This is a genomic window from Mycolicibacterium madagascariense (assembly GCF_010729665.1).
In the GTDB taxonomy this organism is placed as follows: Bacteria; Actinomycetota; Actinomycetes; order Mycobacteriales; family Mycobacteriaceae; genus Mycobacterium; species Mycobacterium madagascariense.
The window spans coordinates 1,900,706-1,916,486 of the sequence record NZ_AP022610.1 but is presented as its reverse complement, the minus strand read 5'-3'; the positions used below and the strand labels follow the sequence as shown (position 1 = coordinate 1,916,486).

At 64.1% G+C, this 15,781-nt stretch carries 15 protein-coding genes; 8 read left to right on the top strand and 7 right to left on the bottom strand.

Translation table 11 applies throughout. The annotated features are described in order from the left end of the window. Positions 1 to 22: 22 nt before the first annotated feature. The 4 genes from G6N60_RS09040 to G6N60_RS09025 are packed head-to-tail and all read right to left on the bottom strand — an operon-like array spanning position 23 to position 3,792. A complete protein-coding gene (locus G6N60_RS09040) occupies positions 23 to 667 on the bottom strand; it encodes a UbiX family flavin prenyltransferase (protein ID WP_163735500.1) in 645 nt (214 codons plus the stop codon). Further along, the gene (locus tag G6N60_RS09035; protein WP_163735498.1) at positions 664 to 1,041 is read right to left on the bottom strand and encodes a VOC family protein; all 378 of its coding nucleotides are present in this window, start codon (positions 1,039 to 1,041) and stop codon (positions 664 to 666) included. Before G6N60_RS09035 ends, G6N60_RS09040 begins: the two co-directional genes overlap by 4 nt. Beyond that, positions 1,038 to 2,198, bottom strand: a complete 1,161-nt coding sequence (locus G6N60_RS09030) for an LLM class flavin-dependent oxidoreductase (protein ID WP_246240497.1) — start codon at positions 2,196 to 2,198, stop codon at positions 1,038 to 1,040. Before G6N60_RS09030 ends, G6N60_RS09035 begins: the two co-directional genes overlap by 4 nt. 19 nt (positions 2,199 to 2,217) lie before the next feature. Then, positions 2,218 to 3,792 carry a UbiD family decarboxylase gene (locus G6N60_RS09025; protein ID WP_163735495.1) on the bottom strand — a complete coding sequence of 525 codons (1,575 nt, stop codon included), beginning with the start codon at positions 3,790 to 3,792 and terminating at the stop codon, positions 2,218 to 2,220. Between the two features lie 518 nt (positions 3,793 to 4,310). On the opposite strand from G6N60_RS09025, the gene G6N60_RS09020 reads away from it, so the two are divergent. The 5 genes from G6N60_RS09020 to G6N60_RS09000 all read left to right on the top strand — a co-directional run bounded on the left by G6N60_RS09020 (position 4,311) and on the right by G6N60_RS09000 (position 10,200). Beyond that, a complete protein-coding gene (locus G6N60_RS09020) occupies positions 4,311 to 5,540 on the top strand; it encodes a helix-turn-helix domain-containing protein (protein ID WP_163735492.1) in 1,230 nt (409 codons plus the stop codon). A 314-nt stretch (positions 5,541 to 5,854) separates the two neighbouring features. Then, positions 5,855 to 6,718, top strand: coding sequence for an alpha/beta fold hydrolase (locus G6N60_RS09015; RefSeq protein WP_163735489.1), 864 nt, complete (start codon positions 5,855 to 5,857; stop codon positions 6,716 to 6,718). A 160-nt stretch (positions 6,719 to 6,878) separates the two neighbouring features. Beyond that, complete coding sequence (locus tag G6N60_RS09010; protein ID WP_163735486.1) at positions 6,879 to 8,096, top strand: 2-methylaconitate cis-trans isomerase PrpF family protein; 1,218 nt, start codon at positions 6,879 to 6,881, stop codon at positions 8,094 to 8,096. A 40-nt stretch (positions 8,097 to 8,136) separates the two neighbouring features. Beyond that, on the top strand, positions 8,137 to 9,621 hold the full coding sequence (locus tag G6N60_RS09005) for an MmgE/PrpD family protein (protein ID WP_163735483.1): 1,485 nt from the start codon (positions 8,137 to 8,139) through the stop codon (positions 9,619 to 9,621). Positions 9,622 to 9,651: 30 nt separating this feature from the next. Continuing rightward, a complete protein-coding gene (locus G6N60_RS09000; protein ID WP_163735480.1) occupies positions 9,652 to 10,200 on the top strand; it encodes a cysteine hydrolase family protein in 549 nt (182 codons plus the stop codon). A 479-nt stretch (positions 10,201 to 10,679) separates the two neighbouring features. Here G6N60_RS09000 and G6N60_RS08995 read toward each other — a convergent pair whose 3' ends face one another. The 3 genes from G6N60_RS08995 to G6N60_RS08985 all read right to left on the bottom strand — a co-directional run bounded on the left by G6N60_RS08995 (position 10,680) and on the right by G6N60_RS08985 (position 12,633). Beyond that, complete coding sequence (locus tag G6N60_RS08995) at positions 10,680 to 11,327, bottom strand: NAD(P)-dependent oxidoreductase (protein ID WP_163735477.1); 648 nt, start codon at positions 11,325 to 11,327, stop codon at positions 10,680 to 10,682. A gap of 143 nt (positions 11,328 to 11,470) precedes the next feature. Next, the gene (locus G6N60_RS08990; RefSeq protein ID WP_163735474.1) at positions 11,471 to 12,127 is read right to left on the bottom strand and encodes a hypothetical protein; all 657 of its coding nucleotides are present in this window, start codon (positions 12,125 to 12,127) and stop codon (positions 11,471 to 11,473) included. Further along, positions 12,124 to 12,633, bottom strand: a complete 510-nt coding sequence (locus tag G6N60_RS08985) for a pyridoxamine 5'-phosphate oxidase family protein (protein WP_163735471.1) — start codon at positions 12,631 to 12,633, stop codon at positions 12,124 to 12,126. Before G6N60_RS08985 ends, G6N60_RS08990 begins: the two co-directional genes overlap by 4 nt. Positions 12,634 to 13,095: 462 nt before the next feature. Between G6N60_RS08985 and G6N60_RS08980 the strand changes: the two genes are divergently transcribed. From G6N60_RS08980 to G6N60_RS08970, 3 genes are read left to right on the top strand one after another with little or no spacing between them, the layout of a single operon-like run. Next, positions 13,096 to 13,569 carry a hypothetical protein gene (locus tag G6N60_RS08980; RefSeq protein WP_163735469.1) on the top strand — a complete coding sequence of 158 codons (474 nt, stop codon included), beginning with the start codon at positions 13,096 to 13,098 and terminating at the stop codon, positions 13,567 to 13,569. Between the two features lie 47 nt (positions 13,570 to 13,616). Then, positions 13,617 to 14,543: a hypothetical protein gene (locus G6N60_RS08975; RefSeq protein ID WP_163735466.1), complete on the top strand. Its 927-nt coding sequence runs from the start codon at positions 13,617 to 13,619 to the stop codon at positions 14,541 to 14,543. Beyond that, positions 14,540 to 15,526, top strand: coding sequence for an LAPAL motif-containing putative phage structural protein (locus G6N60_RS08970; RefSeq protein WP_246240494.1), 987 nt, complete (start codon positions 14,540 to 14,542; stop codon positions 15,524 to 15,526). Before G6N60_RS08975 ends, G6N60_RS08970 begins: the two co-directional genes overlap by 4 nt. Positions 15,527 to 15,781: the final 255 nt, after the last annotated feature.

Here is a 15,781-nt window from a genome sequence, read left to right as displayed (position 1 = left end):
TTCGGTGGTGGCATCCGTTGGCTCATGCCATCGGATGATGTTGGTAGCCATTGCCGTTGAGCTCGGTCGCATTAGGGACGGTTGGTCCGCCAGGTCCCGACCACCGCGGGAACAGGTCGGCGGGAAGGTCGATGTCCATCAGGTCCAGTGCGCGGTTCACCGTCTGATCGATGACGTCGCCCAGGGTGCGCGGCCGGTGATAGAACGCCGGGACAGGGGGCATCACGATGGCGCCCATCTCCGACACCTGAGACAGGAGCCGCAGGTGTCCTTGATGCAACGGCGTTTCGCGAACCAGCAGGAGCAGGCGCCGGCGGTCCTTGAGAACCACGTCGGCCGCGCGTAGGAGCAGGTTGTCGGAGTACGAGGTGGCGATTCCCGAGACCGTCTTCATCGAGCACGGGGCGACGATCATGCCCGCGGTGCGAAACGACCCCGACGAGATCGAGGCTGCGATGTCACCGGGCTTGTGCACCGCATCGGCCAGCGCCTCGACCTGTTGGGGCGAGGTATCGGTCTCCAAGGCAATGGTCCGGCGCCCGGCCGCGCTGATCACCAGGTGGGTCTGCACGTCCTCGACCCGGCGCAGGACCTCCAAGAGCCGGATGCCGTAGATGGCGCCGCTGGCGCCGGACATCCCGATGATGACTCGCCGCGCCACCGTCATCGTCGGCTCCCCTCACTGGTCGTCCACTGCAGGAACGTGATTGCGGTTCCGTCGGGGTCGCGGATGCCGAAGAGACTGGCGCCCCAGGACGTCGCCGCGGGCGCCGGTGCGTCGATCGACAGTTGGGACCACGTGGCGTGGACGTCGTCCACCTCCACGACGACGTGGACGCGATCGCCGCCCTCGCCCAGCGCGCGGGGAACCGGTTCGCGGGAATTGTCGAGGATCTCCAGACGAAGTCCGCCGCCGAGGTCGAACCGAGTTCCCCGGCCCCGTGGTCGATCCCACTCGGTGACCACGTCGAAACCCAGGACCTCGCGGTAGAACTGGGTGACTTCGTCGAAGTTCTGCGTGGCCAACGCGACGTAACTCATCGAGGGCCCCCGGTGACACCCGCGGGACGGGGCATCGCGCACGTGGGCAGGACCTCGTTCACCAGCAGATGCAGGCTGCGATCCCACTGCTCGAACTCGTCGGTCGCATCGTAGGACACCATCAGGAGATGACCGAAACCACCGGTGGCGCTTTGTAGTTCGTTGATTCGCGTCGAAACCGTCTCGGGTGAGCCGACGAACCATAGGTGCCCGGCCACGTAGTCGACGTCGACGTCGTCGTCGCAGACCGCCTGGTCATGCTTGAGCAGCGGTGTCAGTCCGCTGGCCTTGTAGAGGGGCAGGAGGAACTCGCGCCAGCATCGGCCCATGATGCCGTTGATCGCCAACGATCGGGCCTCGGCGTCCGAGGGTGCGACGTAGACGTCGCGCACGACCCGCCACTGCGTGCGATCCGCGATCCGGCCGGATCGCGCTGCTCCTTCGGCCACTGAATCCCAGTGGGCTGCGGTGACAGCCGGGTCGGGGCTGATGCCGAAACTCACTGGGAGATAGCCCTTCTCACCGGCGAGCTTGAGGTTCTGCGAATCGGGTGTCATTCCAGAGATCGCGATCGGCGGGTGTGGCCGCTGATACGGCAGGAGGTGGTGGCGGATGTCCACGGGCCAGCGCCCCGGCTGGTTGCTGGTCCAGAACTCACCCCGGAACGCTCCCCCACCGTCACGCCAGAGCGTCGTCATGAGCTCCAGCGCCTCGAACGTCATGCGGCGATTGCGTCCGCCGCTCGGGTCGAGTCCGAAGATGTCGTGGTCGGTGGGCAGTGCGCTGATGCCGACGCCCAGCTGATATCGCCCTTGCGCCATGTGGTCGAGATAGGCGACGCGGTGGGCCAATTCGACCGGATGATGATACGGAAGCAGGTGACCCAGCGGACCCAGCAGGATGTCGTGCGTACTGGCGAGGGCTTGGGCGATGAGCAGGTCGGGTGCGGGGCACGGCTCCCAGGGAGCCGTGAAGTGCTCACCGATCCAAGCTTCACTGAAACCGTAGCGATCCAATCGGACGAGCTCCTCGAGATCCCACTGTTGGCCTCGCCGGATGGATCGTCCCGGCGGATGCGACGGCATCAGTAGCGCACCCAGCTTCATACCCGAGCACCTGCGCGGGGCATCGTTGTTGGCATCGACCTCTCCCTTCATCTGATCGACGGTGTGTCAGTCACTCTGAGCCGGTGTCGATGAATCGGTAGGGGAACGTGGGCGAGTCCTCCTCACGCCGCCCGAGCCGATCCCGTAGCCGACCGAAGGCGTGATAGAGCGCCGGGTAGGGGTGCCCGGCGAATTCGGCCACCACCTCGCGCCACGCCCGGGGCGCCTGACGGATGAACTTCTCCAGCGCGTCGGTCAGCTGATCGGTGTCCAGAATGGTGAGGTCGTCGGGCACGACGGCTGGGGGCACGACCACCGCCCGGTCGAATCGACTCAGGTCGCCCACCGTCGGCTTGGTGCAGTCGAATCCGATCTTGGAGATGAAGAACGGTGGCTCGGACGTGGTCAGGCTGGGGTCGAGGAAGTTGACGTTCTGCCGGGGCAGGATCAGCGTGCCTTGTTCGGGGTTGAACCGCAGGCCGAACGCCCAGGAGACGTCGCCTGGATCGCGGATGTCGACGTCGTCGTCGAACACGTAGGCGATCTTGGGGACCATCTGTCGCGAACAGGTCAGCATCAATGCCAAGGCGTTGTTGGCATCTCCCGCGCGATGGGGTCGAATCTTGAGGTAGGCGATTTGGCTTACCGCGTCTGGGGGCAAGTAGAGGTCGACGACGTCGATGGCTGCGCTCTTGAGCGCATCGTAGATGTCGGCGGCGAGGGTGAAGGTCATGTCGACCATGTCCGACCTACCCGGGTGAAGGCCCGCGATGGACGCATACTCGTAGATCGCGCCGTTGCGGTGAGTGATGCAGTCCCACACGATCCGCCACATGTGTTGCAGGCCCCCGCCGTAGGTGACCATGTACTCGCCGTAGGGCCCTTCGTCGTGAACGGGGCCCTCGCTGACCATCATTCGGCCCTCGAGCACGATGTCGGCGCTGGCCGGCACCATCAGGTCATTGGTCTCGCATTTCACCAATTCGACGGGCTCGCCGAGCAGCCCACCCAGCACCTGCCAGTCGTCGTAGCCCTCGACGGTGTACATCTGCGAGAGTTTGAGATGCGGGGTGCCGCCAATCACGCACGCCACCGGCATCTCTCGACCAGCATCGACATAGGCCTGAATGTTGAGCCGAGTGTTGCGCGACGGGTTCGACAGCGAGATGCCGGTCTCGTTGCGCTTGCGCCATTGCAACCGGTACTCGCCGGTGTCGAGCAGGCCGGTGCCGAGGTTGCGGCTGACGACGTTGCAATCGTTGATGAATGCATGGCCGTCGTGCTCGTGGTGGCAGAACCACGGCAGCATCGCCAGGTCCAGGTCGTCACCGGTGATGACGTTGTCCTTCAACGGCGACGTCTGGACCGTCACCGTGTCGCGGGGAGCCTTCTTGCGGCGCGCGATCTCCGCGGGTAGCTCTTCGGCCGTGCAGCCCAGCGCCAGAGTGAACATCTCCTCGGTGGCGTAGGCATTGGACAGGAAGGGAACCTGGCAGTCCTTGACGTTCTCCACCAGCACGGCCTGGGAGGGGTTGTCCTCCATGATCTGTGGGAGTTCGTCGACCCGGGTCTCGTCGGTGATCCGGTTCAACAGGCCGGCGTCGTCGAGCTTCTGCACCCATTCCTTGAGCGTCATGTTCGCCATGAAGTTGCTTCCCGCCTCTCGAGATGGCGCGTTGGTGCGCGCTGATGGTTGAGTGTCGGCACGACGTCTCGTCCGTGCCGAGTTCGCGCGTCACGAGCCGGGACGCGACGAGGCATCACCTGCCGTGCCCTTCGTCACTCGGGCGACGGCGACGGCGACGGCGCGGCCCCGATGGTGCGTTTTGGGCAAACACCGCGAGCGTCCCGTTGGGCCATCCTGGTCAACGTTTCGACCTCGGTGTCGCGGGACTGTGACGTGACGGCTGCCGAAGGATCCGATCCGGATGCCATCACTGACCGAAGTTAGCCCACCGCACAGGGCGCTGTCTTTGTGCTGGAGCACGAGAATCGGAGCACGTTCTTCGACGTCACGACGCGCCACGCGTTGACAACGGTGTGTGGCGAACCGGTCCGCGACACGAACGGCGACCGATCGATCATGGCGCCGCACGGCCGCCAGGCAGCGACCTCCAAGATTCGACACAACCGGCCTTCGGTTTCGACAGCTAATATTTGGCAATGTCCTCCACCGCGGATGTCGAGAGCCTGACCCGGCGCGCGTCGAGCGGCGTCATGGACCTCGTCGACGACGTCGTCACCACCTTGCGCGCCGACGACGTTCCCGGCTGGCAACCCGACGATGGCCTCGGCGAGGCCGTTCGTTTCGTCATGCGAGACGTCTTCACCGAGTTTCTCGGTTCAGTCGGCAGAGGGTCCGAACGCATGACTGCTGCAAACATCGAAACGATCGACAGGGCGATCCATCTCCGACTGGACCAGGGCGCGACGCTGCCCGACGTGCTGCACAGTCATCGCGTGGGCGGGGCCGGCATCTGGCGACACCTCGCCCGACAGGTGAGCGACGAGGTAGCAGACGGCAAGGCCCTCATCGCGCTGACGCCGCGGATCTTCGGATTGCTCGACCAATATTCGCTACACGTGGAGGCCAGGTACTCAGAACTGGGAGGCCCAACGGCTCGCCGGCAGGCGGATGTGAAGGCGTCTCTTCTCGACACCGTCCTCTCCTGCACACCACTGCAGGACCCGAAGTACTGGGACGGCATTGCCGCGCTTCACATTCCACGACGCGGCCATTTCGTCGTCCTCGACGTTGCACACCACACCTCTCCTGCGGCACAGACTGATCTGGAGCTCTTCATGAGTGCCCTGAGGGCAGTGGACTCGGCCTGGGTGCGACGCGGAACTCGCTCTCAGACCGTCCTTCTGTCGTTGCGCCACGCCGCAGCGCGCATCGAGGACATCGCATCGGCGGTGTACGAGCGCGCCGCGAGCCCTGTAGGTCTGAGCTCCCCGTTCACGTCCATCGAACACGCAGCGGCGGCCTGCGCCGAGGCAGGAGTCGCGGTAGCCAGCACGTCGGCACGCAAGCCCGTCGTCCGCTACGACACAGACATCCTCGACATCATGCTGGCAAGCTCCCCCCGCGTTACCAACACCCTGGTCGTGACGAGCCTGGGACAGGTACTGAACCTTCCCCCCGAGCGGTCTCACCCGTTGGTGGACACGGTCCGAACGTGGTTGCGGCACAACCGATCCGTGAATGCCGCCGCCGCGGCTCTCTACTGTCATCGCAACACGGTCAATTACCGGTTGCGTCGATTCGAGGTCCTCGCCGGTGGCCGCTTCACCGACGAATCCTGGACTCGGCGGGTCGCACTCGCCGTGAACTCCCCACAACTGGTCACCGCTCTCGAGCGCGAACGTCGCCACTCATCCTCGCGCCCATAGCATCTCGCGCAGGCGGACCGACGCGACACCGAACACCGCACCGGCGACGGTGAAACATTGGTCGCGGGACCCTTCCGCGATGTGCAGAACGAGTCGTCATGTCTGTGCTGCAGCACAATGACCGGGCACCAACCGCGGCGCTACTGTCGGTTGGTACAGCTAGCCCAGAGTGTCGGCACCTCACCCGGGGTGCGGTAGACGGTGGCGAGGACTATTCGGCCACCGCAGCGGCATGGCCACGACGACGAGACGTCACGCCTGCGAAAGTGTCTGCCTCTGAACGGCTTCAACATGGTGAAGGAGCAAGAGTCGCAATGGCAGATGTCATTTCGGTGTTCGACGAAGGCTGGCTCGAGGGTGTGGAAGACCGCAAGATTCGTACCCGGCTCGGTGTGATCCACGTACGCCTCGGCGGCACACCCGACGGCCCCGTCCTGTTGTTCTGGCCATCTCTGATGATGGACGGCACGATGTGGCGTTACCAGTACGAGCACTTCAAGACCCGCTACCGCATCATCCTGCTGGACTCTCCCGGCCACGGTCAGTCCGATGCGTTGCGCAAGAACATCGACCTCAAGGACTCCGCCGACGTGCTCGTCGAGGTACTCGACGCACTCGGGGTCGACAAGATCGTCCTCATCGGCAACAGCTGGGGCGGCATGCTGGCCGGGGTATTCCCCGCCTACTACCCAGGGCGGGTTCACGCGACGATCGGCATGAACGCCACGGCGTCGCTACCCACCACCTACGAATCCATTTGGGCCACTTCGCTGGCCACGTTCCTCTCACTGCACGAGCGGATGCCGAAGTTGATCGTCACCGCTGCGACCAACGCCTTCGCCGGACCCACCGCCCGCGCGACCCGCCCGGAATTCCTGCAATTCCTGTCCTTCCCGCTGCGCGATGATCCCAAGTCCGTGGCGTGGGCGCTGCGCAGCATCCTCATTGGGCGGCGCGACGAACACAGCCTGCTCGCCACCATCACCGACACACCGGTGATGATCGTGGCCGGCGAGGAAGACAGCCAATTCCCCGTGCACGTCGTACGGCGCATGGCCGAGGCCATTCCGAACGGCCGCTTCGAGATCATCAAGTACACCGGCCACCTCGCCGCCCGCGAGAACCCCGACGCGGTCAACGCCCTCATCGACGACTTCCTCAGCGGTCTCACCCTCTAGCACCGCCGAAGGATTGCGACGATGCCGACCTCGACACGGCATGACCGGCACCCCAGCCGCGGACACAATGGGTTTGGGGCACGGCGCACCGTCACGGCGGCTGAGCGCGCGATGTCCTGAAGCACGCGCAGACCCAACCTGACCCGAAAGGCTTGTCGCCATGCTGATTCCGACCGATCAAGAAACCCTGCGCCTGGTATTGGCCCGTGGGGGGACGAGCAAGGGACTGTACTTCCACGAACAGGACATCCCGCCGGCCGGACCAGAACGCGATGCCGTGCTGTGCCGCTTGATGGGGTCACCGGACCTCAACCAGATCGACGGACTCGGCGGCGCCAAACCGGTCACGTCCAAGCTGGCAATCGTCGCCCCTTCGACCCGGGACGACGCCGACGTCGAGTACACGTTCGGGCAGGTTCAGCTCGACCAGGCAAGCGTGGACTACACCGGCAATTGCGGCAACATCTCCGCCGGGGTGGGCCCTTTCGCCATCGACGAAGGACTGATCACGCCGACCGTCCCCGTGACGACGGTGCGCATCCACAACACCAACACCGACAAGATCCTCGTCGCCGAGGTCCCGGTCGTCGGTGGACGCGCCGCGGTGCTGGGCGATGCCGCCATCGCCGGCGTCCCGGGAACCGGAGCGCCGATCACGATGGACTGGAAGGGCACCGTCGGTTCTGCCACCGGGTCGCTGCTACCGACCGGAAACGTGACCGACGACATCACCCTGGAGTCGGGTGACACGGTGAGCGTGTCCATCGTCGACGCGGGCAACATCACCTGTTGGATCACCGCCGCCGACGTCGGGCTGACCGGCAGCGAGCAGGCCGCCGAGATCGAGAAGGACACCGCGGCCATGAAGACCCTGTTCGAGATCCGCGCCAAGGCAGCCGCTGCGGCAGGCCTGGTCGATGAGTGGACCGAGGCCAACAGCCCCAACCGTGGTCTGCCGCTGACCGGGGTGGTCGCCGGCCCCGGGGACTACACCGCCGCCAACGGCGACGAGATCCCCTCCACGGCAATGGATGTACGCGTGCGGCTGATATTCCTGGACCGGCTACACCCCACCATCGCCGGAACGGGGTCGATCGCTTTGACCGCCGCCTCCCGTGTCCCCGGTTCGGTCGTGGCGCGGGCCAGCGCCGCCTCGGCTGATTCAGGGGAGCTCCGCATCGGACATCCCGGCGGGGTGATGACCAACCAGGTCCAGACCGCCGCCGAAGAGGGCGACGAGGTGCCGACCTTCACCAAGCTGGCCATGATCCGCACGGCGCGGCGCCTCATGAGCGGCGCGGCCTACATCCCTCGCGAAGACCACCCCATCCCGACCGCCGCGCCGACCGGAACGGGCGCCGTCCACGAAGGCGATTGAGTCGTCATCGAACAACGATCCGCGAAGGAAGCAGTCGATCATGAAGACCCACCACGTCACGACGGTGAAGGCCGGCGCCCAGATCCCCCGGGAGCGGCAACTGACGTTCCTGCTGGCGCAAGCCGCACTGCGGGCCGGTGACATCGAGGACGACGTCACCGACTTGGTGATCGACCGGGTCATCGACTCGGTGTCGGTGGCGATCGCGGCGCTGAGCACCGAACCCCCGGCCCGGGCGCACGCCGCCGCCAAGGGACATCCACGTTCCGGCGGCGCCACGCTCATCGGACTGACCCCAGATGTGACGGTGCACGCCGAGTGGGCGGCGTACGCGAACTGCACGGCGGTGCGTCATCTGGATTGGAGCGACGCGTTCGGCGGCCGCGACCTCTCACACCCCAGCGACGTCATGGGCACGATGATCGCGGCGGCCCAGCAGTCCGGACGCACCGGCCGCGACGCCATCCGCGGCATCGTGCACGGCTACCAGGCCATGCTCGGGCTGGTCGCCGGTTTCGATCTGCACCATCACGGGGTCGACCAAATGTGCAACCTAGGCACCGCCGTGCCGGTGGGACTCGCCGCCCTGCTGCAGGTACCGATCGACGTTGCCTACCAAGCCGTTCAGCTCAGCTCCTTCCTGTCCACCATCACCTTTCAAATGCGCACCGGCTTGATCTCCACCTGGAAGGGCAATGCCCCCGGTTTCGTTGGCAAGACCGCCATCGAAGCGATGGACCGCGCGCTGCGTGGCGAGGAGTCCCCCACACCGGTCTACGAGGGTCCATTCGGCACGATCGCCGTGCTCCTGGACGGCGCGGACTTCACGGTCGAGATCCTCGAACCTGGAGAGTCCCCGAGATACATGACCCAGTCCATCCCCAAGCAATGGTCCGCGGACTATCTGGCCCAACCATTCATGGACCTGGCCTTCGACATCCGTTCGGAGATCGGTGATTTGACCCTGATCGACTCCATCGTCGTGACCGCCTCGGAGGAGACCCACGACGTCATCGGCTCCACCGATCCGCTCAAGTACGACCCGGACGCCCCGCGCGGCACCATCGACCACTCGTTGCCCTACATGCTGGCCGTGGCACTGCAGGACGGTACCTGGGATTTCGAGAAGTCCTTCAGCAACGAACGGATCCACCAGCCCAGCACCAGGGAACTCTGGCGCAAGATCCGCACCCAAGCCGACCCAACGTGGACGAAGGCCTACTCATCGCCCGACCTCACCAAGCGCAAGTTTGGCGGCCGAGTCGACATCACGTTCGCCGACGGCACCACCAATACCTACATCAAGGACAACGCGAACGCGTTCATCTATCCCACCCCGTGGGGGCGCGCAGATTACATCGACAAGTTCATGACCGTCGCCGACCGCTACCTCGACGACGGCGAAAGCGCCCGCTTCCTCACCTTGGTCCAACGATTGCCCCAACTGAGCAACGCCGAACTGCACGACCTCTACCCCATCGTCAAGCCCGGCGTCATCCGTGAGGGCGGTCGTGGACTCTTCTGACCCTAGTGACGATCGGACTGCTGGCCCCACATGACCGAAAGCCGAACGGCACTGCTGCTACTGGACTTTCAGGTTGGTCTGGGCGATCAATCGTGGGCCCGCGACGCGGTCGCCAACGCCCACATCGCCCTGACCGCCGCCCGCAACGAAGGACTGCTGGTGGTGTTCAGCAAGGTCGCCTTCGAACCGGGCTACGTGGACGTGGCGCCGTCCAGTAAGGCGTTCTGGCCCAATCGCGAAAAGGACGCACTGGCGCCGGAAGCCAGTCTATTGATCGACGAATTCGCCCCGACGGCCGGTGAGGCACTCGTCGACAAGAACAGGTTCAATCCGTTTGCCGGAAGCAAGCTTTCGTCGATCCTGCGGTCTCAGTTGGTGACTCACGTCGTCTTGGCCGGGGTGAGCACCAGCGGCGTCGTCCTGGGTGCCTTCACCGAGGCCGAAACCCACGATCTGCACATGACCGTGCTCTCTGATGCCTGCGCCGACCCCAACCCCGGCGTCCACCACGCACTCACCGAGACAGTGTTTCCCCGATCGGCAAACGTGCAGACCACCACACGATGGACAGGCACCTAGTCGACGCAGAGACCACACCTTGCCGGCAGCAAGACGCCGTGCAGGGTTCGGTACCCGAGCACTGCACCACCCCAACCTCCGAGGAAAACCCCGACACGCTGGACCTCCCTGCTCGGTACGTCTCCTGACTCGCTCGCGCAGTACGCCGCATCGCTACCGCCGTGATGACCATCGTGGCGAGCCGTCAAGCCCGCGGACAATTCTCCACACACCTCCCTGCTGCTGCTCTGCGAGACGTACTCGCAGCCGCGGCAACAGCCCTGCACGAGGCATCAGCGACCGACCCGCTCATCGACGCCCAACACGTCGCGATGACCGCACTGCTCATCGTCGGCGTCGACCGCACGCGCGCACACGACACCGTCATGAGGCTGAATGTTGTTTGAAGACAACAGTATTCGATGGCGCAGCCCGAAGACGGGTCGAGTGCCGTTTCCGGCCTGACACGCCGAGCGGACGGCTGCTGCGTAACCAGATCCTCAGTACGCCAGGGTCGGCGCGCGGTGGATCCAGTCGACGGAGTCCACCTGGTCGACGGTGAAGGCCGCGAGATCGGCTCGCGATATCGACCAGCCCCTGCGCGGGTTGTGACCATCCTCGATGCGGTAGCCGCCGCGCGCCGGACCGTCGCGCAACCGAGGCGCCCGTATCAGTGTCCACCGAAGGTCACTGCCCCGCACGATCGACTCCATCTGCTGCATGTCGGCGTAGACCTCGCCCAAGAACAGGGGACGGATCACCGCGCGGTACGGCAGCGGCAAAGCGGGATCGTGGTAGTTGACACCCCGCGAGGAGATGCAAATGAATCGCCAAACCTGCTGACGTTGAAGGGCATTCACGATGTTGCGCGTGCCCTCGGAGAACACTCGGTCCGGATGACGGCCCGTGGACGCGATCGCCGAGATCGCGGCCTGCGTGCCCTCAACGGCGGCCTCCACCGCAGCCGGGTCGCGTACGTCTGCTGCGACGATCCTCAACCGGTCGGTATGCGCCCACCTCGCCATCGAGTCGGCGAGCGACTCGGGACGGCGGGCGACCGCTACGACGTGATGACCACAGGTGAGTGCTCGATCCAGCAGCAGAACACCCGTGCGGCCGGTAGCGCCGAATATCGCAACAGTGCCCATCTCGCGGCTATCTCCAATCCGTGGTGGTCGACACGTGTGGCGCCGCGAAGGCGGTGCTGTCGTGGCCCGAGGTGGGGTCCCGGAAACGACTCGCGATCGACATCATCGCCGTCCTTCAAGGGTTCGAAGAACCTCGTAGGAGGTCACCGTGGACGTCGAGTAATGGCGGCGACGTCGACATGCTCTTTGAACCGGTGGTCGTGGAAGGCAGCGCTGAAGTGACCGAACGATCTCCATTGCACGATCTCGGCGAGTCGCTGACTGTCTTCGGCGGCGAAGAAGCTCGCGGATACGAACCCCGGAAGATGGCGAATGTGGTCACTGGTTTCGCTGTGGTGGTATTCCGCGAGCCAACCTCGCTTCCCTGGCGCCGGCTCGGTCACGATGATCGCAGTAGCCACTTGGGTCCCCGTCGGCTGCACCTCGAGAACCGCGCGGTCGCGACCGTCCTCGCTGATCACGGCGTCCAGCCGGTAGAGCTCAGAGCAGGCGGCGGAAATCGTGGACGAGAACCCCTGCAGACCGGCCTGCGGAGAAAGGGACCCCGGGTCGGCGAGGACATTCCGGGCGGCCTCGGGGTCGTCCCATTGCAGGATCTGTACGACACCCGCCGCGGCACTGCTCTCCGACTGGCCGGGCCCAGGCAACTGCGCCAGCCAGGCCACGCCAGCGAAGCCGCGCAGGGTTGCAAGGTGGTCCTCGGCATGCGCGGCCAGGGACGTCACCAACGATTCTTGGTCGTCCACGAGCACGTCGTACGTCGTCAGAATCTGCAGCCGGTCGACGTCACCGATGATCATCGCTCGACACTCCGGCTGGGGAGCGACGTGTCGCCTGCCACGTCTTCGCCTGTGAGGCATGACGATTCGCGCGACGGACCGGTCCGCTGGGGATCGCCGGGTCGCACTTGTTGGGTAGCTGGGCCCATCTGAGATCGCTGCCGGTCGAAGTAGTTCACCTTGTGCGGCGTGATGCGGATCTGCGCGACGTGCACCCCAGCGGGGATGCGCGCAGCTTCCTCCGGAAGCGCGTACTTCTCGGCGTGTTCCTTCAACGGACCCAGCTTGCTCTGGTCATCAGAGATCTCCTGCAGCGTCGCCGTCCCACGTATCTCGACGTATCGCATGGGGTTGACGGGATCTACGGCCAGCACGTCGATGCGCGGATCGTGGCGGAGGTTGCCCAGGCGCCGGGCAGCCGCCTTCTGGCGATTGGCCTTCCGAACTTGCGAATCAACGATGAGTCGCGTCGAGCGCTGCCAGTCGCGACCAGCCGGGCTAAAAAATGGCGCTGTCGTCAATAGCACGCCTTATTGCGCATCCAGCGAGGCAATTTAAGGGCGGTCGGCGACCAGGCCCTGTGAGCGGGACGAGATCGCCACGCGGGCCATCAGCGTCGTCCGATGAACGTTGCGGACCCCACAACCAACACGCCGAACACTTGCGAGGCCATAACCGACCCTAATCCCAAAAGCGCCACTCCTCAGCGCATAGAATGCGCTGCGCAGATCAGCACGGGCAATGCGATCGCCGGGGGGCAGTGTGAGGTATGTCGTTGAGCTAAACGGCGATGTGGACTTCGACATACGAACGCACCGCCGGTGGCAGTCCGGTGCGCGACGGGGGGCGGCTGCAGCGCCAAGAGCTCGGTTTGAGGTCGCGGAGCGCGAACTGCATAACGTGCTTGAGATGACGACCGACGAAGAGTCAGGCCGGCCTAGGACTCCTCCGTGGAATCCAGGCGCAGCTTTCGTGCCTGCTGACGAACCATGGAAGCGCGACTGGTGGCCTTCCAGGGGGAGACGAACGCGTATAACCTGGGAATTCATCAGATCGGCCGTCCTGACTGGGACATCGATCGCGTCCATGGGAACCGCAAGCGCGAGGCGGAGGAACGACGGGTATGGAACGATCAACGGAAAGTCACTCAGGCGGCCGACGAGCGTGGCCTTGGAAGCGTTCTTCGTCAAGCGGAGCCCTGGGGACGGGACAGCGGTATCGACTGGGGTGCCTTCAACGGACGCCTCTTAAAGCTGTTGCAAGACAACGTTGTTGCGTCGCTGGATGATGTCGAGACGGCGCTTGCTGATTTTGTTCCGGACGCGGCTAACTTGACACCGACCGACGATGAGGAGCCGCACCAGCCGGCCGCCGCCCGTACGGCTCCGGCGGGCTACACGCCCGGCCAATCTGAGCAGAGCGACGGTGGCGGTGAGGTAAGTCAAGACGGTGAGGAAGGTTGACAAACTACTTATCGACTGTCCTTGCCGCACTCACCAACCCTCAGTGGATGGCCGACACAGGGCTTCCACTTTTCGCGACATTGATCGGTCTTCTGATTGCGTACTTTTTCCTCCGGCGCCAATTGCGCAGCGATCGAGAGCTTCGACTCGCCGACCAAAGACGGGAGGCCGCTACCCGGCTCGGCAATTTCATTCTTGAGGCGCTGGATGACTTGGAAAGTCGGAGAAGGGCCCAACTCGATTGGTTCGCCGAAGATTGGCCGCCTTATCGAGAAATTCATCGGGCTTGCTACGATGCTGAGATCGTTTTGACTTGGCGCGTGGTCGCACATTTGAGTGACTGCGCCGCTGCCGTCGCCGGCGCTTGGCGACGTTGCCAGGAAGCAGGGTCACGACTAAAACCTACTCACACTGTCCATGCATTCGGTGTTGGCTACGTTGTAAGCAAGTACTCGGTACCTCTCAAGATTTCCGCAAGATCTTTAGTCGCCTGGACGGGGGAGGGTGATTTGCTCGCTCACATGACGGAACGGATTCCCCTTAACGAACTTGATCGTTTGCGCAAAGGGAACTCAAGGTTTGAATGGACAGAACAGGCTGATACCGCATATGAACGGGCTTTAACCAATCCGATGGCCCACTTCCCGCGACTAAAACCGTCTCGACGATGGCTGGACACCGAACTACTCGCAGATAGCTCTTCTACGGCCGACGTACGTCCTGCCGACAAACCTGACGCCGTCGAGTCGTCGGGCACTTCTAGCGGGCACAAGACGGGCCTGCGTGCTGTCCCCCAAACAGACGAGGAACTCCCGCTGGAGGCGGCCCACCCGACTGGTGGTCAGGTGCTACTTGATCAACAGGACGCCGAGACTGAGATCGAAGACATCCCGCTCCCCGGCTACACGCCAGGCAAGTCCGAGCAAGGCGAAGCGGGCGGCGAGGGATCAGAGGACGCGGAGGGGCGGGAGTGACGGAGACCACACCAGCTGACGACGGCGTTGCCGCCGCCGACGCGATGATTCTGCGGTTCGTCGGGACTGACCAGAACGGCGTCGCGCTCCAGGAGCTACGAGCCGCGCACGTCGCCGAAGTGCTGCAGGGCCTCGTTGGACTTACCAGCGACTTCGAGAAGGCTGGCGTCTTTCATGAAGACGGCCCGAGTGGTTCCGAAGTTCTGGTGAGACCCCCCAGAGAGGGGTCCTTCATTATCGAAGTTGTACGGATGGCGACGGACAACTGGGACGCCGCGAAGATCGCAGCCGCCACCGCCGAAGCAGCGGTGGTCGGGGTGCCGTCATTGTCATCCATACTCTGGTGGGCGACGAAGTCAACGCGAGCACAGGTCAAAGACGTCACGTACTTGGACAACGGCAACGTCAAAATCAATTGGCAAGACGACACAGTTGACGAGGTGCCGGCCGCTGCCTGGAATGAACTTAAGACGCGCAAAACCCGGCGAAAGAAGCAACTGCGACAGATCATGGCGCCGCTCTCGGACACGCGAGTGACTGAGGTTGACGTCGCGAACCCGTCCGCCCCAGACCACTACGAAGCAACGGACAAGAACGCACAAACTACGGCCAGCCCACAGTCGTTCGTGCTCAGACGCAGCGACTACGACGCCGTGCGACCCGAAGACGAGGTTCAGCAAAGTTCTGAGATCTTCAGCGCAGAGGCCCAGATGGCGGCTATCAATTTCGACGATCCCACCAAGTGGAGGGTGAAAACGAGAAATCGAACCCGTAACGTAGCTGTGGAAGACTCAGCATTCCTTGGGCGCGTTGCGCACGGTTTGGCCATCCGTCGCACCGATATCTTCTGGCTTCGGATACGAGAAGACAAGACCGTTACGAATGGGCGCACGCAAACGCACTGGACCGTTGAGAAGGTCGAGACGTACAGAAGGGCGGCCGGTGACAACGAATCACAGGAAGCCAACCCAACTTCGGATTGACCTGGCCAGCTTGTCTCTGGCGCTAGTGGGGATAATCTTTGGTCTTCTCGCATACTGGCTTGTCGCTGACAGGCACATGAACGTACTTGTCATCGTCCCATCTGTTGTCGCCGTCACTCTCGGCCTGTCGAATCTGCTGAAGCGAGAGCCGCCTCGCAAATGAGTGTCGCCACACTGAACGTCGAACTTCAAAGGTGTAATTCGTTGGTGGCGGTCATCTGAGAGGTCTCCCCTAGCGTGCGTTGTCATGGGGGA